We start from the raw sequence: 17,697 nt of genomic DNA, 5'->3' as shown, positions 1-17,697 counted from the left end.
CGACGGCAGCGACCATTCGGGTCGCAGGTCCTCGGGCGTCAGCGCGTCCAGACCGGCCTCGAACGCGCGGGTCGCGAAGACCGACCAGTAGAACTTCGGCACGGCCCAGGGCTCGCCGGGAAAGTCGGCGGCGGCGCCGGCCGACAAGCCGGCCACAGCGACGGCGGCGGCCGTCACCGTGTGGGTGTGCACGTGATCAGGATGGCCATAGCCGCCGGCGGGATCGTAGGTGACGACGACGTGTGGGCGTTGCTCGCGGATGAGCGCCACCAGCGCGCCGACAGCCTCACGCTCGTCGGCGTCGATGAAGCGTTGCCGGCGCCGCTTGGGGGCGCCGCGCATGCCCGAATCGCGCCACCGGCCCGCGCCACCGAGATAGCTGGGTTCGCCGGCGCCCAGCGCCTGCAACGCGGCGGTCAATTCGCCGATCCGGTAGCCGCCGAGTTGATCCGCGCGATCGGCGGCGAGCTCGGCCCACCGATCGCCGATCACCTCGCCCTCCTCGCCGAGCGTGCAGGTGACGACGCGGACGTCCGCCCCGCGGGCGGCGTAGTGGGCGATAGTGGCGCCGGTGCCGAGAGCTTCGTCGTCGGGATGCGCGTGGACGAACAGCAGCCGCGGCGTCTCAGGCATGGACGGCACCCTACCGGCAGCGGCGACGATATCGGCGGTTGAAGGGTTGCCTCCCGGCCGCTGCCTCACCGGCAGCAGCAGGTAGGAACGCCCACGGCTACTATCAAGAAATGCCTCAGCTCACGGACGCAGACCAGACCGGCAGCCGAAGCCGTCGGCGAGGTGAGGTCCTCGAACGTGCCCTCTACGAGGCCACCCTGGCGGAACTGACGGAAGTCGGGTACGGCGGTCTGACCATGGAGGGAATCGCCGCGCGCGCTCACACCGGCAAGGCCGCGCTCTACCGCCGCTGGGACACCAAATGCGAGCTGGTGCACGCCGCTTTGGTTTTCGCGCTGCCGCCGCTGCCGGAACTGCGTTCCGGCCGTTCGGCCCGGGAGAACTTGCTGGCGATGTTCACCGCCCAGCGTGACCTGCTGGCCGGCAAGACCGCCTTTCCCAGTCTGGACGTCATCCACCAGCTATTGCACGAACCGGAAATGCGGGGCATTTTCGCCGACGCCGTGGTGCGGCCGCGCCTGAAAATCGTGGAATCGATCCTGCACGCCGCCGTGCACGACGGTGACCTTGCTCCGGAGGGGGTGACGCCGCTGACCGCCCGCATCGGGTCGGCGTTGATCAACCAGCACTTCCTGCTGAACGGGTCGCCGCCGAACCGCCGGGAGCTGGCGCTCATCGTCGACACCGTGATCCCGCCGCGGGCGTCGCGGCCGCCCGCCGACTGACCATCGCGAGCAGACGCGGTGGTTACGGCCCGGTTTTGATCCATTGGCCGGCATCACCGACGATGCCGACCGGAACCGCGCCGGACAGGCTGACGTTCTGCACGCTCGGTCCGACCGCGACGATCGTGGTGTCCTGCAGGATCGGCAATACCGTGGACAAGTTCCACAGCCGTGGTTCGACCGCGGTGATGACGTCGTTGATGCTCTTGGTGCCGTTGAGGGCGGCGTCGATGTTCGACTGGACGCTGCGATCGCAGATTCCGGTGAGGTTCGACGGCGCCTGTACCAGGGCGTTAGGATCCGCGGGGCTGCTGGGCGGCGGCGCCGACGTCGGCGTCGCGGACGTGGTGCCCGGCCCGGTGGACGGCGCCGGCCCGGCGGGCGCAGACGAAGCAGGCGTCGTCGCGCCTGTGGCCGGCACCTGGGTCGATTGCAGCGCGGGACAGCCGTATCGGGAGGCGAGCCGGGTTGCCAGGTTTCCGCCCGCCTGATGCCAGCTGACGATCGCGTCCACCCGGCTGTCCTTCAGCGCGTCACGGTAGAGGGTGACGGGGTCCAGCGCCAGCACGGTCGCGGCGATGCCGACGTTGCGCAACTGGTCGGCGGCGGTGTTGGCCACCGCCACCGCGGTCGGGTCATTGGCCGCCACTCCGATGGCCAGCGACAACTGTTGGCCGTCCTTGCTGATCCGGCCCCGGATGACTTCGGGCGGCCCGGTGTTCGCCGGGGTCGGCGCGGGCGGGGCCCCTGAAGCCGACGCGTTGGGTTCGACCCGGTATCCGGCCCCCTCCAGCAACGTCAGCGCGGCCGCCGTCGTCATCGCCGGTGGCGCGGTCGGCTCGTAGCCGGGGTCGCTCGGCGCACGGATCTGGGCCTGATCCAGGGTGACCGTGTTGTCGCTGCCCGCCCCCACGGCGGCGAGCAGGTCGACGTCGAGCAACCCCAGGATCGCCTTACGGACTTGCGTGTCAGTCAGTTTGGGCTCGGTCGCGCGCAGCGTGAGCTGCATGACCCGCGGTGTCACGATGCGGGCGGTCCGGACGTCGGGAATGGCGGACAGCTGCGCGAAGGCCGCCGAGCCGCCGTGCACCTGCGCCACCTGGGTGTCGCCGTTGCGCACGGAATCGGCCAGCGCGGCGGGGGCCCCGGCGCGCCGGAAAAGGATGAGCGCCGGCTTGGCCGGCGGCCCCCAGTAACGGTCGTTGCGGGCGACCAGGATTTCGTCGCGCTGCGGGTCGATGCTCTCCACCCGGAACTGCCCGCCCGTGACCGGAAGCGCCCGCGCCAGCCCGGCCGCGAAACCGCCGGGGACGTCCTTGACGATGTGCGCCGGAAGGATGTTGCTGAACAACTCTTTCCACGCCGGATACGGCTGCGCGAAGGTGACCACCGCCTGCTTGCCGCCCTCGAGCGACTGCACGCCGGTGATGAGGTCATAGCCGGCCGGGTCGACGACCCCGGGCTGGCTGACCATCTGGCGCCACAGGTACCAGAAGTCGTCGGCGGCGATGGGGGCGTTGTCGGTCCACTGCGCCTCGGGCCGAATCTTGTACGTCACCGTGAACGGGTTCTGGTTCGTCACGTCGGCGGACACCAACAAGGTCGGGTCCATCTCCCAGCGTGAGCCGGCCGGCGTATTGGTGTCCGGCACCGGCCGAAAGGCGCTCGGCAGCACCAGCGCACTGATCGCCGCGTTCACCGGGGACAGATCGGACAGCAGGTGCGGATTGAAGCCCGCGCCGATCGAGTCGATGCCCATGATGATCTCGCTGACCCGGGGCGGCGGCGGAACCGAGTTGCGCGGCGTATCGGTGCTCTGCGGCGCCGGCGGCGGGTTGACCGTACACGCCGAGAGCACCAGCCCGACCACCGAGACCAGGCCGCCGAGCACCATGAACAAACGGCGGACGCGTCTCGGCACGCTGATCAGGGTAGCGAGCAGCCGCGCAGCAGCCCGTCCGACCACCAGAGGTTAGCCCCGGGCCTTGGCGCGCGACCGGCTGCGCGCCCGGGAGGTGGCGTCCAGCTCGACCTTGCGCACCCGCACGATCTGCGGGGTGACCTCGACGCATTCGTCTTGCGCGCAGAATTCCATGGCCTGCTCCAGGTCGAGCTCGAGGGGCTTGGCCAGCGTCTCGATGACATCGGCGGTCGACGAGCGCATGTTGGTCAGCTTCTTCTCACGGGTGACATTGATGTCGAGATCCTCTGCGCGCGGGTTGATTCCGACAACCATGCCCTCGTAGGTGTCCTGGCCGGGCTCGACGAAGAACTGACCCCGGTCGGCGAGCTGGATCATCGCGAACGGCGTGATGCTGCCCGCGCGGTCGGATACCAGCGACCCGGTGTGGCGGGCCCGGATCTCCCCCGCCCACGGCCGGTAGCCGTCGAACACGGCGTTGGCGATGCCGGTGCCGCGGGTGAGGGTGAGGAAGTCGGTGCGGAAGCCGATCAGGCCGCGGCTGGGCACGATGAAGTCCATCCGGACCCAGCCGGCCGCGTGGTTGGTCATCTCTTCCATGCGGCCCTTGCGGGCGGCCATCAGCTGGGTGATGGGACCGACGAATTCGTCGGGGCAGTCGATCGTCATCGCTTCGAACGGCTCGTGCAGCTTGCCGTCGATCGTCCGGGTCACCACCTGCGGCTTGCCGACCGTCAGCTCGAAACCCTCCCGGCGCATCTGTTCGACCAGCACGGCCAGGGCGAGCTCGCCGCGGCCCTGCACCTCCCAGGCGTCGGGCCGGCCGATGTCGACGACCCGGATCGAGACGTTGCCGACCAGCTCGGCGTCCAGCCGGCCGCGGACCATGCGTGCGGTCAGCTTGTGACCGGAGACCTTGCCCGCCAGCGGCGAGGTGTTGGTGCCGATCGTCACCGAGATCGCCGGCTCGTCGACGGTGATGCGCGGCAGCGCGTGGGCGTGCTCGGGATCGGCCAGGGTGTCGCCGATCATGATCTCGGGGATGCCCGCCACCGCCACGATATCCCCGGCCGCCGCGACCTCCGTCGCGCTGCGCTCGACGCCTTCGGTCGCGAGCAATTCGGTGATCTTGGCGCTGGTGATGACCGGCAACCCGTCGACCTCGCGCATCCAGGCGACCTGCTGACCCTTGCGCAGCTTGCCGTTGTAGATGCGGATCAGGGCGAGCCGGCCGAGGAACGCCGACGCGTCGAGGTTGGTCACCAGCGCCTGCAGCGGCGCCTCCGGGTCGCCCGACGGCGCCGGGATGTGCTCCATCAGCACGTCGAACAGCGGGTCCAGGTTGTCACCGGCGGGCGCCTCGCCGTCGGCGGGCTGCTCGGTGCTGGCGATGCCCGCCCGCCCGGACGCGTACAGCGTCGGCAGGCCCAGCGCGTGTTCGGCGGCCGCGGCCGCCTCGTCGTCCAGGTCGGACGCGACGTCGAGCAACAGGTCGTGGCTGGCCTCGACGACCTCGGCGATGCGCGCGTCGGGGCGGTCGGTCTTGTTGACGACGAGGATCACCGGGAGGTGCGCGGCCAGCGCCTTGCGCAGCACGAACCGGGTCTGCGGCAACGGCCCCTCGGAGGCGTCGACCAGCAACAGCACCCCGTCCACCATGGACAGCCCGCGCTCCACCTCACCGCCGAAATCGGCGTGCCCCGGGGTGTCGATCACGTTGATCACCGTGACGGCGCCGTCCGGGTGATGGCGGTGCACCGCGGTGTTCTTGGCCAGGATGGTGATGCCCTTTTCCTTCTCGAGGTCACCGCTGTCCATGATGCGTTCCTGGGTGTCGTCACCCCGGTGGTGCAGCGCGCCGGACTGCCGCAGCATCGCGTCGACGAGGGTCGTCTTGCCGTGGTCGACGTGGGCGACGATGGCGACGTTGCGGAATGGCACGTCGGTGATTGTGGCAGCCGGGGGGCCGAGATAGCGAACTGGCGGGCGACCAGGCAGGTGAACGGCGGGGGCGTTGAGTGTGCAATGGCGGCATTGAGTGTGCGGTGGCGGCGTGGCGGATCGGCGTGTCGTCGCCCTGGCCGCACAACCAAAGCCCAGGCCGCACACTCAAGGTGCAACGGCGCTTCGCGCGGCCTTTGGCGGTGCCGCTTACCAGCCCCGGCGGCGCGGCGCGGTGCCGACGAGTTGGCCCTTGGCCGCCACCTCGCGGCTGCGGTAGACGATGTAGGGCCGGAACAGGTAGACGATCGGGGCGCTGAACGCGTGCACCAGCCGGGTGAACGGCCACAGCGTGAACAACACCATGCCGATCAGGGCGTGCAGCTGATAGTCCAGCGGCGCGTTGATCATCACCTCGCCGTGCGGCTGAAATATCCAGATCCGGCGGAACCACAAACCGACCGTGTAGCGATAGTGGAACTCGCCGCCGTGCGGGCCGGTGCCGATCAGGTCGCAGTACAGGCCCACCACGATCGCCAGCACCAGCACCACATACATCACCTTGTCGCTGCGGGTGGTGGCCATGGACACGGCGGGACGGGTGAACCGCCGGTAGACGAGCAGCCCGATTCCGACGAGCGTCGCGACGCCGGCCGCCGACCCGGCGATGACCGCCTGCATGTGGTAGAGGTGGTCGCTCATCTTCAGCATCTGCGTCACCTTCGGCGGGATGAACAGCCCCACCACATGGCCGGCGAAAACCGCCAGGATGCCGAAATGGAAGACGGGGCTGGCGATGCTCAGCAGTCGCGACTCGTAGATCTGCGAGGACCGTGAGGTCCAGCCGAACTTGTCGTAGCGGTAGCGCCACCAGGTCCCCACGATCAGGACCGACAGCGTGACGTACGGGGCGATATCCCAGAACAGGACGTTGCTAAACACCTGGTGTTCCTTTACGGGGTGGCACGGTCAAGGTAAAGGGTTGCAGCCCAACGGCTTCCGTGGGTGGCCCGGCCTGCGCCAGTCGCTGGGCGCGGCGCACCTCCTGATCGGTGGCGACCGGCAGGGTCTCGCAGACCGCCGCGACGACCAGCTCGTAGGGTGACCCGGCGTCGGCCAGAGCGCCGCGCAACACGTCGATCGGCACCCGATGCTGGCTCAGCAGTCGCCGGCCGGCCTCGGGATCGACGGTGGCGGCGAATTCGAGCACCACGGCCAGGTGATCGGGCGCCTCACCGCTCGGCGGCCGCGCACCCGCCTCGCGGTAGGCGGTGGCGAACGCCAGCATCTCCCGGCCGCGGTTGCGGGTGTCCCCGGCCGTCCAGTACGTCAGATACATCGTGGCGCGCCGGCGCATATCGAAGGTCGCGACATAGTCGATCGCGGCGGGCATCGGGTCACGGGCACGCAGCGTCGCTACCGTCTTCCCGAGGAGCGCCGCCGCGGGACCGCTGATGTGGCCGAGCATTTCGTCGACGGCGTCCAGTCGCTCGGTGAACCCGTCGTCCGGGTAGGCCAGCAGCAGCGATGCCGCCTGCCACACCAGGCGATCCTGCATCGCCCGGCTGGTGGACCGCTCGCGGAGCTGAGCCAGCAGCCTCATCGCTTCCGCTCCTCGGGGAACATTCCGGCGGGCAGCTGGCCGCCGTCCCAATCGAGCAGGTTCACCCGGGCCCGCGCGGTGCCGCGTTCGTCGCCGCCAGCACCTTTTTTCTTCAAGTGGAAGTTGTCCGCCGAAACGACCAGCGGGTCGCTGGTGGACGTGCTGAGCGGATCTGACTCGTACATGCCCGGCCCGCCGTCGGACGACAACGAGCACCCCAGGTGCTCCAGATCATGAGCCTGGGCGCCATACGCCGTCGGGATGACGTACCGGTCCTCGTATTTCGCGATCGCCAACAGCCGGTACATCTGGTAGATCTGCTCCTCGGTCATCCCGACCGCTTCAGGTATGTGCGGCTGAGTCTCGCGTCCGAGGTTGATGTCTCGCATGTACGAGCGCATCGCCGCCAACCGCCGCAGCACATTGTCCACGATGCTGATATCGCCGGCGGTGAACAGCTCCGCCAGGTACTGGACCGGAATGCGCAGCGCCTCCAGCGCGCCGAAGAGGTTGCCGATGTCCTCCCCGTCGTGCCCGTCGCGGCTGACCGCGTCGACCACCGGGGACAGCGGCGGGATGTACCAGACCATCGGCATGGTTCGGTACTCCGGATGCAGTGGCAGCGCCACCTTGTAGGTCTTGATCAGCGCGTAAATCGGCGAGCGTCGCGCGGCGTCGATCCACTCGTCGGAGATGCCTTCGGCGCGCGCGCCGGCGACCACCTCCGGATCGGTCGGGTCCAGGATGATCTCGCACTGCGCCTCGTAGAGGTCGCTGTCCTTTTCCACCGACGCGGCCTCCAGCACCCGGTCGGCGTCGTAGAGCACCAACCCGATGTACCGCAGCCGCCCCACGCAGGTCTCCGCGCAGATGGTCGGCAGGCCGGCCTCGATACGCGGGTAGCAGAAGGTGCACTTCTCGGCTTTGCCGGTCTTGTGGTTGAAATACACCTTCTTGTAAGGGCATCCGGACACGCACATCCGCCACCCGCGGCAGCGGTCCTGATCGACGAGCACGATGCCGTCTTCGCTGCGCTTGTACATCGCCCCGGACGGGCACGAGGCGACACACGACGGATTCAGGCAGTGCTCGCAGATCCGGGGCAGGTAGAACATGAAGGTCTCTTCGAGCTTCAACTTGATGTCCTGGCTGACCTTCTTCAGGATCGGGTCCTGGGCCAGGATCTCGGGCGACCCGGCGAGGTTGTCGTCCCAGTTCGGACCCCACTCGACCTTCATCGGCTCACCGCTGATCTGGCTCCTGGGCGCGGCCGTCGGGAAGGTGTCACCCGCGGGTGCCGTGGTCAGGTTCTCGTAGTCATAGGTCCACGGCTCGTAGTAATCGTCGATGACAGGCAACTTCGGATTGGAGAAGATTCGCAGCAGCTTCTGGATGCGGCCGCCGTCGCGCAGCCGCAGCCGGCCCTTCTTGTCGCGAATCCAGCCGCCGTGCCAGCGTTCCTGGTCTTCGTAGGTGCGCGGATAGCCCACACCCGGGCGGGTTTCGACGTTGTTGAACCACACGTACTCCGTGCCGGACCGGTTGGTCCAGGTCTGCTTGCAGGTCACCGAGCAGGTGTGGCAGCCGATGCATTTGTCGAGGTTCATCACCATCCCCAACTGCGCCATGACCTTCATCGCACACTTCCTTCGCGCACCGCGTCGGTCCTCATCCGTACCGCACCTCCTGGCTGCGACGGCGCACGACGGTCACCTCGTCGCGCTGGTTGCCGGTCGGGCCCAGGTAGTTGAAGGCGAACGCGTGCTGGCCGTAACCGCCCGCCAGGTGGCTGGGCTTGATCCGTACCCGGGTCAGCGCGTTGTGGTTGCCGCCACGCTTGCCGGTGGTCTCCGAGCGCGGGGTGTCAACAGTGCGTTCCTGCACGTGGTAAACGAACACCACTCCGTCGGGCATCCGGTGGCTGACGATGGCCCGGCACACGAACACACCGTTGGTGTTAACCGCCTCGACCCAATCGTTATCGCGCACCTTGATTTTCGCGGCGTCACCGGGGCTCATCCACATGGTCGGACCGCCGCGGGACAACGTCAGCATGTAAAGGTTGTCCTGATAGGTGGAGTGGAACGACCACTTCGAGTGCGGGGTGAGATACCGCACGGTCAGCCCGATTCCGTCTGCGGCCTCACCCAACGCGGGGGCGCCGAACAACCGGGTCATGTCCAGCGGTGGACGGAAGACCGGCAGATGCTCACCGAGTTCCTCGATCCAGTCGTGCGCGAGGTAGAAGTGCATCCGACCGGTCAGCGTGTGGAACGGTTTGAGGTTTTCGATGTTGACGGTGAACGGCGCGTAACGACGCCCACCTGCCTCGCTGCCCGACCATTCCGGGCTGGTGATCACCGGGGCCGGTGCAGCCTGGGTGTCGGCGTAGGTGATGCGACGTTCTTCGCTGCCCTCGGCGAGGTGGGCCAACCGCTGACCGGTGCGTTTCTCCAACTCGCGGAAGCCCTCGACGGCCAGCCGGCCATTGGTCGTCCCGGACAGCGCCAGGATCACGTCGCACATCCGCTTGGCGGAAGTGATCGCCGGGCGGCCTTGGCCGGCACCGGAATTCATCACCCCGAATTTGGCGGCCAGCTGGTCAACCTCTTCGTGGGGATGCACGGTGTAACCCTTGAGGGTCAACCCGAGTTTGTCGACGAGCGGACCCAGCGTCACCCACTTGTCGTAGATCGCAGTGTAGTCACGCTCCACCACGGTGAGTTTGGCCATCGTCTTGCCCGGGACCGGCACCTCACCGGTGTGCGGCCAGTCGTTCTCGGTGCCATCGGGGCAGGCCATCGCGTCGGGGGTGTCGTGCAGCAACGCGGTGAGCACCACGTCGCTGCGAGTGCCCAGATGATGTTTGGCCATCGCGCTGAAGGTGCGCGCAATGCTGCCGAATGCGTCGAAGTCCGAACGTGTTTCCCACGGAGGGTCGGTCGCCGCAGTGAACGAGTTCACGTACGGGTGCATGTCGGTGCTGGACAGGTCGGCCTTCTCGTACCAGGTCGCTGCCGGCAGCACCACATCGGACACCAAGGTCGTGGACGTCATCCGGAAGTCGATCGACATCATCAGGTCGAGCTTGCCCTCCGGAATCTCCCCATCCCAGACGACGTCGGTCGGCCGCACCCCGTCGCGCGGCGGCTCACCCAGCACGTCCGCATCGGTGCCCAACAGATGCCGCAGGAAATACTCCCCGCCCTTACCGGACGAACCCACCAGGTTGGCGCGCCAGACAGTCAGCACCCGTGGCCAGTTGCCAGGGTCGTCGGGATCGGTCACCGCAAGCTTGAGCTTGCGCTGCGCAAGCTGCTCGGCGACATACTCCCCGACATCACGGCCCGCCGCGGCCGCCTCGTCGGCGACGTCGAGGCTGGACCGGTCGAACTGCGGATAGAACGGGGTCCAGCCCATCGCCGTTGCCGAGGCCAACAAGTCCATCGTGTGCTTGCCGGCAAACCGGCCACGGCCCACCGGGCTGGTCAGCTTGTCGGCCCCGTAATTGTCGTAGCGCCATTGATCGGTGTGCACATACCAATAGGAGGCGCCGGGCACCTGTCGTGGCGGCCGTACCCAGTCGGTGGCCATCGACATTGTCTGAAAGCCGGTGAGCGGACGCACCTTCTCTTGGCCGACGTAGTGCGCCCAGCCGCCGCCGTTGCGTCCCATCGACCCGGTCAACATCAGCAGCGCCAGCACCGCACGGTAGATCGCGTCGCTGTGGAACCAGTGGCAGATGCCGCCGCCCATGATGATCATCGACCGGCCACCGGATTCCTCAGCGCTGCGGGCGAATTCCTTGGCGATGCGGATGGCTTGGGTGGCCGACACCCCGGTGATCGGCTCCTGCCAGGCCGGCGTGTTGGGCTGGGCGGGATCGTCGTAACCGGTGGGCCACTCACCGGGCAACCCGGGACGCGCCACCGCGTAGTTGGCCAGCATCAGGTCGAACACTGTGCACACCAGGTGCTCACCGACCTGGCGTACCGGTACACCGCGCGCCGCGGTTTCGCCTTCACCGTTGATGGTGTCGAAGCTGGGCAGCGTGACCAGCGCGCTGCGCCGATCACCGTTGCTGGCGCCCGCAGGCTGCACGCTGAGCGCGGGCCTCACATCGGCCAAGTCAAGGTTCCACTTTCCGATGCCGTCGTCGCCGTAGCGGAATCCCAGCGAGCCGTGCGGCACCACGATCGAGTCCGTAGCCTCGTCCAACAGCGCCGGTTTGAACGCGGCATTTTCAACGTCTTGTCCGAGGTCGGCTGCGGTGAGGTTCTTCCCCGGCACCAGCGCATCGCCACGCTGTTCGAGCTTGATCAAAAACGGCAAGTCGGTGTATCTGCTGGCATACTCAATGAAGAACGGAACCGGTTTGCGCACATAGCATTCGGTGAGGATCACGTGGCCCATCGCCATGGCCAACGCGCCGTCGGTGCCGGCCGCGCACGGCATCCACTCATCGGCGAACTTGGTGTTGTCGGCGTAGTCGGGGCTGACACTGACTACCTTGGTGCCGCGGTAGCGGACCTCGGCCATCCAGTGCGCGTCGGGGGTCCGGGTAATGGGAACGTTGGAACCCCACATCATCAGATACGCCGCGTCCCACCAGTCCCCGGATTCGGGCACGTCGGTCTGGTCGCCGAACACCTGCGGGGAGGCTACCGGCAGATCTGCGTACCAGTCGTAGAACGACGTCATCGGGGCGCCGATCAGTTCGAAGAATCGCGACCCGGCGGCGTAGGACACCATCGACATGGCCGGGATCGGTGAGAAGCCGGCGACCCGGTCCGGACCGTAGGTCTTGATCGTGTGTACGTGGGCGGCGGCGATCATCTCGGTGGCCTCGGCCCAGCTCACCCGAACCAGCCCGCCCTTGCCGCGGGCCCGCTGATAGCGGCGACGGCGCTGCGGGTCGGCCTGGATGTCGGCCCATGCGAGCACAGGATCGCCGAGCCGCGCCTTGGCCTCCCGGTACATCTCGACCAGCACACCGCGGGCATAGGGGTAGCGCACCCGGGTCGGCGAGTAGGAATACCAGGAGAACGACGCGCCGCGGGGACAGCCGCGCGGCTCGTACTCCGGGCGGTCCGGACCCACCGATGGATAGTCGGTCGCCTGGCCCTCCCAGGCGATGATGCCGTCTTTGACGTAGATCTTCCACGAGCACGACCCGGTGCAGTTGACACCGTGTGTGGAGCGAACCACCTTGTCGTGGCTCCAGCGGTCGCGGTAGAACACGTCGGCTTCGCGGCCTCCCTGCCGGGTCACGGTGCGCAGGTCGGCCGAGATCTCGCCCGGCGTGAAGAACCGCCCGCTGCGCTCCAAGAGCTCCTCGAGCACTCCACCAATGCGAGGTGTGGCAGTCAAGAAGTACTCCTCCTAATCGGTGGTGTCGCGCCGTGTCGCCCGGCCGTACGTGTGACCTCAGTTGAGTTGTGCTCAGCAGTGCGCTCAGTGATCCGCCCGTCCGAACCAGCTCGGATCGGCTCGACCATCGGTGTTGCGGGCCCGCGGGATGGCCGGCGATACAGCACAGCATAGGTCGACGTGGATGGGGCAATCACGTCCACCGCCCCCGGCCAGGTACGAAAAACGCCGTCATGAGCATCGGTTTTCGCGCAAGCGAAAGCCTCCCGGTCGGTCAACGAAGCCGGGGCGGCAGGGTCGGCACAACCATCTGGCTCGCTATCGGCTCGCACATCCAGGGCAGATTCGTGTGGCGTTAGTTACAGGTCATATTGTTGTATTCCAGTTCACTGTGGCGGCCTGGAACGCGCCTGTGCATAAGCTGCCGGAAGTCTGTGGACTTGTTATGTGGGCCGTTCACAGGGCGCCGGTCAGATCCTCCAGCCAGCCCCGATCGGCGGGCACCCAGTCGACATCGTGCAGCTCGGCGGCCGTGACCCAGCGCAACGCCCGATGATCACGCGCAGCCGGCTCACCGCTGAGCAAGCGCACCCGGTAGGCCCGCAGGGTGATCCCGCCGTCCACCGCGATGTCCGCGCCGAGCCGGTCGCCCACCGCGACGTCGCCCAGCACCAGGCCCAGCTCCTCGGCCAACTCGCGGGCCAGCGCGTCGCGTTCGGCCTCACCGGGCGCGACCTTGCCGCCGGGCAGCTCCCAGCGGCCGGCCAGCTCCGGCGGCCGGACGCGCTGTGCCACCAAGACGTGGGAGTCGCAGATGAGGGCGCCGGCGACGACGATCTGGGTCGGCATGGCCAGTGACGCTATACCGTCGCAGTGGCCGTGTTACGGCCTGCCAACGGTCTGGGCTACCTGCATGAACATCGGAAGACGGCAGATCGCCCGACTGGTCGCCGCCGACCCCGAGATGTGAGTCGAATTCCCTTGCGGCACAATGTCTCTCTTACGGTTTGAACACCATCGTGGAATACTCGACTCTAGTCAGTACCAGGCACTTCCAGGATGGGAGTTGGCGATGATCACCGAACGCGCAAATATGTTCCCTCGCATCTTCAGGGGCTACGACCCGGCCGCGGTCGATCCTTACATCGAGGCGTTGCTCAGCAAGGAGAAATTGCTGATCGACGAAGTGCAGAACCTTAGGACCCAGCGAAACGAATCCGGCGATGAAGCCGCCGGGCTGCGGATCGAGGTGGCCTGCCTCAAGGACGAGGTCGCTGTCCTCTCGGACACCTCTCCGTCGTCCTACGCGATACAACATCGGATGACGAAGATGCTGCGGCGTGCGCTCGATGAGATCTCCCGGATGCAGGCCGAGGCACGGGCCGAGGCAGACGCGCTCATCGCGGCGGCCGCGGCCGAGGCCGAGGCCACGCAGCAGCAGCACCGAGAGCTGTTGGCGCACATGGCCGCCCAGCGAAAAGCGTTGGAAACGGAATGTGAACAAACCCGGAAAGATCTCGACACCGAACTCGCCGGTACGCGTGCCGAAGCCCAGTCATTGATCGACGAGGCCTGGCAGGAGGCCCAGCATGAGCGTGAGCAACTCCTCGCCGACGCCAAGGAGAAGGCTCATGATTTCGATGAGCGAGCCCACCGCGCGATGGACGAGGCGAATCAGCAACGAATCATGATCCTCGAAGAACTGATGGGCGTAGCCCGCGACCTGCAGGGCGTTCCGGCCAGCCTTGAGTCCGCGTACCAGCAACGAAATAATCTGCCGGAAGCCGGCGTGGTGGTGCCCTTGGATCAGAAAAATCAGGCACCGGGCAATCCCGCCGTAGCCTCGTAGGTGACCACCCACGGGGAAGGGCGGTTACCTTCCGGGCTTCCCCGGTTACCCGTTAGCCGAAAGGAGAGGATGAATCCGGCATGGCCGTGTTAACAGATGACCAAGTAGACGCCGCACTGCCCGACCTCAACGGATGGGAGCGCGCCGACGGGGCCCTGCGCCGCTCGATCAAGTTCGGAAGCTTCCTGGCCGGTATCGATGCCGTGCGCCGGGTGGGCGAGCACGCGGAGAGCAAGGACCACCACCCGGACATCGATATCCGTTGGCGGACGGTGACTTTCGCTCTCGTCACACATTCCGAGGGCGGTATCACCAAAAACGATCTCGAGATGGCACGCGATATCAACGGGATCGTCGACAACTAACCCGCGGCTGGGCCCTTCTCGTCGGCATCACGCCTGCCCGCGGCCGCGACCCAGATCAACGTCGCCACCGCCGCCACCGGGTAGATCAGTCCGGCCCAGGCCAGGTACCACGGTCGGCTGATCTGCCAGATGGTCGGTTGAGCGAAGCTCAGCAACCACGGCACACCGATCAGGGTGAGCACCAACCAACCCCAGCCCACGATGCGCGCTCCGCGCAGCGTTCGGCCCGCCCCGTGGATGGCCCAGACCATCAGCGGCACCAGCCACACCCAGTGGTGGGTCCAGGAAATCGGTGAGAACAGCAGCCCGAACAACTCCACCACGATCAGCCTGCCCAGCTGATCGGCGGAGTCCAGCCCGCGCCAGGCCAGGACGGCCAGCACCGCGGTGACCGCGAGGGCGGCCACCAGCAGCGGGCCGAATCCGACATCGTGGCCCAGGATCCGCGAGAGGGCGCCGCGCCAGGACTGATTGAACGAGGTGGCGATGGGGCCCACCCGGTGGGCGTCGCCGAGCAGGTCGGTGAAGTAGTAGCGGGTCTGATCGCCGACGACCAGGACCGAAATCCCAATGGTGGCAACGAAAACGACCGCCGAGAACACCGTCGCGGCCCAGCGCCGCGCCCCCGCCAAATAGACCCCGGAGACGGCGGGCGTCAATTTGATTCCGGCCGCCACGCCGACCAGCAGCCCCGACAGCCACCATCGCGTGGTGTAGACCGCCCACAACACGGCGGTCATCAGCAACACATTGACCTGGCCGTAGTCGAATGTGCTGCGCAGCGGCTCGATCCAGATGGAGATCGCCGTCCACCCCATCGCGAGGCGGCGACCGCGGGCGCCGGCCGCCACGCCCGTCAGGCGCTGGCTGATCCGGATCGCGCCGTAGAGGGCGGCCATGGTCGCGATCTGCCACAGGAATGCGACGAGGCCGAACGGCAACAGGTGCAGCGGGTAGAAGACCACGGCCGCGAACGGCGGGTAGGTGAACGGCAGCGGGAAGTCCGGCGTCTGGTCGGCGTAGACGTAGCTGTACAGCGCGCCGGGATGATCGATCGCGGCGGCTCCGCCGAGGTAGACGTGCAGGTCGACGAAATTCGCGCCGTTAGGGGCCAGGTATGTCCAGGCCAGCCTCGCGGCGACGCTCGCGACGAGCAGCATCGGCGCGGCCCCTGGCAGGAGGCCCGCCAACCGCTGCGTGATGGGTGCCGCCGGGGCGGCCGAGATGGTGTTTATCCGCCCGACTTTAGCGATCGGGGCAGCCGCCACCGCCCCGTCGGTCCTCTGACATCTATTTAGGGAACTCATTTGCAAGCGTTCGGTCACCGCTCTCACTCGTATCCGTAACGAATACATAAATGCCACACGTGTCACTTGAGTCCCATCTGCATCAAAGTAACTTCGGCGCCGGGACCTGTAATCGATCAATCAGGGAGAGTCATGCCAACCATCTGGACTTACTTGCGAGCAGCCGCCGTCGTGGCCGGCTCGTCCGCAGCACTATTAACGGGCGGTATCGCCCACGCCGACCCCGTGCCGGCTCCGGCCGTGCCGAACATTCCGCAGCAGCTGATCAGTTCGGCGGCCAACGCGCCTCAAATCCTGCAGAATCTCGCAACCGCACTCGGCGCCACGCCGCCCGCGGCGCCGGCCACTCCGGGCATCAGCTTCCCGGGCGTTCCGGCGGCCGCCTCGCCGGCCTCGGCGGCATCGGTGGCGGGCATTCCGTCGATCCCCGGACTGACCCCGGCGACACCCGTCGCTCCGGCGTCGTCCCCGGCGCTCCCGTCCATTCCCGGGCTGGCGCAGTCGGCGACGCCCGCCGCACCGGCGTCAACGCAAGCGGCCACCGGCATTCCGGGGATGATCCAGGGCCTGACCGGCGCCCAGCCGGCGGCCGCGTCTCCGGGCGTTCCGGCCGCCTCATCGATCCCGGGCCTGCCGGCGATCCCGGGGTTGTCGGCACCGACCGCACCGGCCACACCGCCCGCCCCGCAAATCCCGCAGGCGCAGGTCAACATGCCGGCGATGCCGTCGGGCCTCCCGGTCAGCGTGCCTTCGCAGGTGCGGCTTCCGCAGGATCTGCCGGCGCTGGCATCGGGGCAGACCCCGGCGGCGCCGGCGGCCCCGGCGGCCCCAGCCGCATCCGCGCCGGCGGCCAGCCCGGCCGGACCGGCAGCGCCGCTGCTCGCCGCGCTGCCTTGAGCAGCGTCGTCGTCGACCTAACCCACCACTGAGAACCGGAGGACACCGTGGCAACCACTTGGAATCTGTCCAAAGGTTTGGCCGCTGTCGTCACGGCATCGGTTGCCGCGTTCGGGCTCTGCCCGAACGCGGCAGCCGACCCGGCGGCGCCGCAGCCGACACCACCATCCAACGCGGCCCAACAGCTGCCGGGTCTGCCTGCCTTGTCGCAGCTCAGCCCGCTCATCCAGCAAGCGGCGGGCGACCCGCAGCAAGCGACGCAGCTGCTGATGGCCGCCGCGCAGGCCTTCACCCACAGCCCGACCGCGCCCAGCGAGTCCAAAAACGTTGCCGCGGCGGTGAATCAGTTCGTCCAAGAGCCCACCGGGCCGGTGCAGCACGTGCCCGCCTCGGGCATAGAACCCGGTTTGCAGGCGCACCTGCCGACCGGTATCGACCCGGCGCACGCGGCCGGTCCGGCGCCCGCCGCCGCTCCGGCACCGGCACCCGCCCAACCCGCCAATGGGCCCGTCGCGGCACCCGTTCCGGCGCCACCGGCGCCGGCCGCGACCCCTCCCGCACCGGAGGCCGCCGCGCTGCCCGCCCCGGCACCTGCGCCTGCACCGGACGCCGCCCCCGCGGCGGCCGCTCCGGGATTCGGCGCTGACACGCCGCCCACGCAGGACTTCATGTATCCGTCGATCGGCACCAATTGCCTGGCGGATGGCAGCAGCGCCATCGCCACCGCGCTGTCGGTCGCGGGGCCCGCCAAGATTCCGCTCCCCGGCCCGGGCCCGGGCCAGACCGCCTACGTGTTCACCGCGGTCGGTACCCCCGGACCCGCCGAGGTGCAGAAGCTACCGTTGAACGTCACGTGGGTGAACCTAACCACCGGCAAGTCCGGGACCGTCGCCCTCACCCCGCGATCGGACATCAACCCGGACGGGCCGACGACGTTGAGCGCAATCGCCGACACCGGTTCGGGCAGCATCATGTCGACGATCTTCGGGCAGGTCACCACCAAGGAAAAGCAGTGCCAGTTCATGCCCACGATCGGCTCGACGGTGGTGCCGTAACCGACCGGCGCCGCCACCGTTTCGCCACCTG

Annotated in this window: 14 protein-coding genes; 5 read left to right on the top strand and 9 right to left on the bottom strand. The window is 67.9% G+C overall.

The annotated features are described in order from the left end of the window. Positions 1-633 (bottom strand): N-acetyl-1-D-myo-inositol-2-amino-2-deoxy-alpha-D-glucopyranoside deacetylase (gene mshB, locus Q0W90_RS07345; protein WP_297773844.1); only part of this gene is annotated, 633 nt, incomplete at its 3' end. 110 nt (positions 634-743) lie between these two features. Between mshB and Q0W90_RS07340 the strand changes: the two genes are divergently transcribed. Further along, on the top strand, positions 744-1,358 hold the full coding sequence (locus Q0W90_RS07340) for a TetR/AcrR family transcriptional regulator (protein WP_297592283.1): 615 nt from the start codon (positions 744-746) through the stop codon (positions 1,356-1,358). A gap of 22 nt (positions 1,359-1,380) precedes the next feature. Here Q0W90_RS07340 and Q0W90_RS07335 read toward each other — a convergent pair whose 3' ends face one another. The 7 genes from Q0W90_RS07335 to Q0W90_RS07305 all read right to left on the bottom strand — a co-directional run bounded on the left by Q0W90_RS07335 (position 1,381) and on the right by Q0W90_RS07305 (position 13,042). Beyond that, on the bottom strand, positions 1,381-3,285 hold the full coding sequence (locus tag Q0W90_RS07335) for an ABC transporter family substrate-binding protein (protein ID WP_297773848.1): 1,905 nt from the start codon (positions 3,283-3,285) through the stop codon (positions 1,381-1,383). A 45-nt stretch (positions 3,286-3,330) separates the two neighbouring features. Beyond that, entirely contained in the window at positions 3,331-5,220 is a 1,890-nt protein-coding gene (gene typA / locus Q0W90_RS07330) for a translational GTPase TypA (RefSeq protein WP_297773840.1), read from the bottom strand. 210 nt (positions 5,221-5,430) lie between these two features. Next, a complete protein-coding gene (gene narI / locus Q0W90_RS07325) occupies positions 5,431-6,162 on the bottom strand; it encodes a respiratory nitrate reductase subunit gamma (RefSeq protein WP_297592279.1) in 732 nt (243 codons plus the stop codon). After that, complete coding sequence (narJ, locus tag Q0W90_RS07320) at positions 6,155-6,823, bottom strand: nitrate reductase molybdenum cofactor assembly chaperone (RefSeq protein ID WP_297592277.1); 669 nt, start codon at positions 6,821-6,823, stop codon at positions 6,155-6,157. The genes narI and narJ overlap by 8 nt, the downstream gene beginning before the upstream one ends. Beyond that, the gene (gene narH, locus Q0W90_RS07315) at positions 6,820-8,460 is read right to left on the bottom strand and encodes a nitrate reductase subunit beta (protein ID WP_297592275.1); all 1,641 of its coding nucleotides are present in this window, start codon (positions 8,458-8,460) and stop codon (positions 6,820-6,822) included. The genes narJ and narH overlap by 4 nt, the downstream gene beginning before the upstream one ends. A gap of 31 nt (positions 8,461-8,491) precedes the next feature. After that, positions 8,492-12,193, bottom strand: coding sequence for a nitrate reductase subunit alpha (locus Q0W90_RS07310; protein ID WP_297592273.1), 3,702 nt, complete (start codon positions 12,191-12,193; stop codon positions 8,492-8,494). 456 nt (positions 12,194-12,649) lie between these two features. Beyond that, a complete protein-coding gene (locus Q0W90_RS07305; protein ID WP_297592271.1) occupies positions 12,650-13,042 on the bottom strand; it encodes a (deoxy)nucleoside triphosphate pyrophosphohydrolase in 393 nt (130 codons plus the stop codon). Between the two features lie 223 nt (positions 13,043-13,265). Between Q0W90_RS07305 and Q0W90_RS07300 the strand changes: the two genes are divergently transcribed. Continuing rightward, a complete protein-coding gene (locus Q0W90_RS07300; protein ID WP_297699330.1) occupies positions 13,266-14,042 on the top strand; it encodes a cell division protein DivIVA in 777 nt (258 codons plus the stop codon). A gap of 80 nt (positions 14,043-14,122) precedes the next feature. Next, positions 14,123-14,407: a 4a-hydroxytetrahydrobiopterin dehydratase gene (locus Q0W90_RS07295; protein WP_297773834.1), complete on the top strand. Its 285-nt coding sequence runs from the start codon at positions 14,123-14,125 to the stop codon at positions 14,405-14,407. Here the strand turns inward: Q0W90_RS07295 and Q0W90_RS07290 are convergent. Further along, positions 14,404-15,714 carry a mannosyltransferase gene (locus tag Q0W90_RS07290; RefSeq protein WP_297699328.1) on the bottom strand — a complete coding sequence of 437 codons (1,311 nt, stop codon included), beginning with the start codon at positions 15,712-15,714 and terminating at the stop codon, positions 14,404-14,406. The two genes, Q0W90_RS07295 and Q0W90_RS07290, sit on opposite strands and share 4 nt — an antisense overlap. A 132-nt stretch (positions 15,715-15,846) precedes the next feature. Here Q0W90_RS07290 and Q0W90_RS07285 point away from each other — a divergent pair, with 132 nt between their 5' ends. Further along, the gene (locus Q0W90_RS07285; RefSeq protein ID WP_297592265.1) at positions 15,847-16,611 is read left to right on the top strand and encodes a hypothetical protein; all 765 of its coding nucleotides are present in this window, start codon (positions 15,847-15,849) and stop codon (positions 16,609-16,611) included. 47 nt (positions 16,612-16,658) lie between these two features. Then, positions 16,659-17,666, top strand: a complete 1,008-nt coding sequence (locus tag Q0W90_RS07280) for a hypothetical protein (protein ID WP_297773830.1) — start codon at positions 16,659-16,661, stop codon at positions 17,664-17,666. Positions 17,667-17,697: the final 31 nt, after the last annotated feature.

Origin of the sequence: Mycobacterium sp. (assembly GCF_025933915.1) — a bacterium.
Lineage (GTDB): Bacteria > Actinomycetota > Actinomycetes > Mycobacteriales > Mycobacteriaceae > Mycobacterium.
The sequence above is the reverse complement of the archived record's forward strand: the minus strand, read 5'-3'. Positions and strand labels throughout refer to the sequence as shown.